Origin of the sequence: Asticcacaulis biprosthecium C19, assembly GCF_000204015.1 — a bacterium.
GTDB lineage: Bacteria > Pseudomonadota > Alphaproteobacteria > Caulobacterales > Caulobacteraceae > Asticcacaulis > Asticcacaulis biprosthecius.
In genome coordinates this window covers 1,316,507-1,319,069 of record NZ_GL883077.1, presented here as the reverse complement: position 1 = coordinate 1,319,069, position 2,563 = coordinate 1,316,507, and the positions used below count along the sequence as shown (strand labels likewise).

The window sequence follows — 2,563 nt, the reverse complement described above, 5'->3', positions numbered from 1 at the left end:
CCGCCGTAACCGGCAGCGCGGCATAGTGACGGGCGCGAATCGGCAGGCCGGTCGTCGTCGATATTCGTCCTCGTTCTGTTCCGCCAACACCCGCCGCCAGTTGTAGATCTGATGAGTTTGCAGACTGTGGCGACGAGCCGTCGCGGAGACACCTTCGATGTAAGATTCCGCAACGATCGTCCGCTTCTCGTCGGAATCCCATCTCCGCCGCTTAACGTACACATCGACCTTCGACATAGACCGCCCCTTGTGACCAGTCCCAGGACCCGTCCCAGGACTACACAGAAGACTGTACCTCACGAAAAATCACAGGCCCCGGCAAGGCGGTCTTGGACGGAGGGTTACGTACAGTCTGATCTACACCGCCAAGATGAACGACATCGATCCCCAGGCTTGGCTGGCTGACGTACTGGCCCGCATCAACAGCCACCCCAACCACAGGCTTGATGAACTTCTGCCTTGGAATTGGAAGCAGATCAGCCGGCGAGAACCTCAAGCCGCCTGAAAGAAGCCGCATGCGGCCCTGGTCGGATGGTTACTGTCCTTTTGTCCGCTGGGACGACGCTCTTTGGGACGCACGTTGAACACTCCCACAGCCGTGATATCGACCATGGAATCATGCCGAACGTTGGTCGTCAATTGCAAGAAAACCAGCCCAGAACCCACCGTTCCTGGCAATCGCGATTACTTTGAGAACGAAAATTAGCCAAACCGATCAACGCCATAGCCGTTGTTCACGGGCGACTAATGAGCGTCCCTACCGCGATCCCCATTTCCCTGACCCCATTTCGGCTTTTCCGAGACTAGAAAATCGCCTCGCCAGCCACCATCGCATCAATATTTGTCAAATTAAATTTCGCAATCTCATGCCAATATTTTTCGGTCACATAGGAATGATATCTGTATGGCAAGCCGCAATCAATACGAAAGCAGTCTACTTCATCTATATTATTGTTGGGAAATATAATATCAATGTGCTTGTATGACCAACGGGACGTTTCACATTTCGGACATGCCGCTTCCCAATCAAGATTATTTATTATCGGATCAATCTCAATTTTTTTCTTAGCAATCGGCCAGATATAATTTTGTTTCAATAAGGTTTTATACGCTCGAGATTTCTGGCTTACTACCACTGACTCAAAATCCCAATGATCGCCCATCGATTTCAAAGCATTTTTTGGCCTTTTCCGAAGCGATGAAGATGTCAAAACTCCAGGCGACATCACCCATTAAGATGCCATCTGAATTCGCCTCGACGATTAGCGGAGGCACAATTACACATGCTCGACAGCCAATGGTACACTTACCAACTTTCTGCCAGGTGCCTGTTACTAAGATATCGCGGAAATAATTGCTTCCACTTGGCTCTAATGTGGGATCACAAAGACGATATATTTTCATGGTTCACCTATAACCGAAATCGCTACCCACCGCGAGGGGGAAGCTTAAATTCTGATCTAATCACTGCATCGATCTGGCGCAATTGCTGCTCCGTTATGTTTCTTGGCCCGCCATGCTTTGTAAGTTCTTGCGTCCAGCGATTATTGTACCCCCCTCGATGTATATCGATGTGTCTCTGCCGACCGATATCCACAATATTTCTGTCCCCTCGCTTTCCTTGGACTGCGCGCCTGAGGTCGCTACTAAGTTGCTTGAGAATTTGTCTTGGAATACAATGATGCCCATCATTGTGCACGACCAAATGGTTTTCACCAACCATAAAGGTATGCACGTCCGCGACGCTAAGGTTGTAGGTTTGTTCGGTTTTGCCGGACAGCACAATCGAGACAAGCGTAAAGTCCTTACCTGTTGCCGTCTCGATCATGTCCCCAATTTTCAGGCTTTTTGTCTCGACCCACATGTGAGCGGCAGTGAACCAAGGATGGTCATCAGTGGCTCGGAAGGTCTCGATCTCCCCTAAAGCCGATTTCAAAATCAGCGCGTAAGTCGCTTTGGGTTCTGGCCGGATCAACGCCCTGACCGGCTTTTCTAACACCTGCGACGTTCGCGCGTCGTACGCTAAGACGAGGTCACCGACCTCGATCTTCTCGATGGCAACCAGTCCTGTCGGCGTCGCCACTTGCGTTCCTGCGACAAAGCAAGCTGGACATGTCGTCGCGCCCCGCCTTGCAGCTTGTTTCGCCGAGAAGCGCTTGGCAAGAAACTTCAAGCCGACCTTCACAGCAGCCTTGGCCCCGATCACATCGCTTGGTGCCGTGATGGCCTCAAGATACATGACCAAGCCCGGCCGGGTTATGGTGTCGTCGGTGTACAACCGGAAGGCAGCAAACTCATCTCTTTGCCTATAGAAGTCGTCGCTTGGACGCCCCGGATGATACATGTTGGCGAAAGCGGTATTGCTCGCCTCCCAGTCTTCCTTACCGCCGCGACGGCCGCGAATGACGATTTCGCCCGGCATATCCACCACGCCACAGTCAGCGCCAGGCGCCGAGCAAAGTCCGGTAGGATCCGTCGCATTGACCGGATCACCATGGACATAGGCGTACATGTTCATGCCGTCACCGTAACCGATGGGATCGGGCTGCAAGAACCGTCCCAG

General features: G+C 52.2%; 3 protein-coding genes and 1 pseudogene. 1 reads left to right on the top strand and 3 read right to left on the bottom strand.

What is annotated here, in order from left to right; all coding sequences use genetic code 11:
• Nucleotides 1–237 (bottom strand): transposase (locus ABI_RS24245; RefSeq protein WP_157138822.1); only part of this gene is annotated, 237 nt, incomplete at its 3' end.
• Between the two features lie 106 nt (nucleotides 238–343).
• Between ABI_RS24245 and ABI_RS24240 the strand changes: the two are divergent.
• Nucleotides 344–505: pseudogene (locus tag ABI_RS24240) on the top strand (transposase domain-containing protein); the annotation flags it as partial.
• Nucleotides 506–803: 298 nt separating this feature from the next.
• On the opposite strand, the gene ABI_RS24935 reads toward ABI_RS24240, so the two are convergent.
• Both ABI_RS24935 and ABI_RS06360 read right to left on the bottom strand, forming a co-directional pair.
• Nucleotides 804–1,172: a hypothetical protein gene (locus ABI_RS24935; RefSeq protein WP_157138719.1), complete on the bottom strand. Its 369-nt coding sequence runs from the start codon at nucleotides 1,170–1,172 to the stop codon at nucleotides 804–806.
• 254 nt (nucleotides 1,173–1,426) lie between these two features.
• A partial coding sequence (locus ABI_RS06360) for a polymorphic toxin-type HINT domain-containing protein (RefSeq protein WP_040308642.1) occupies nucleotides 1,427–2,563 on the bottom strand: 1,137 nt, incomplete at its 5' end.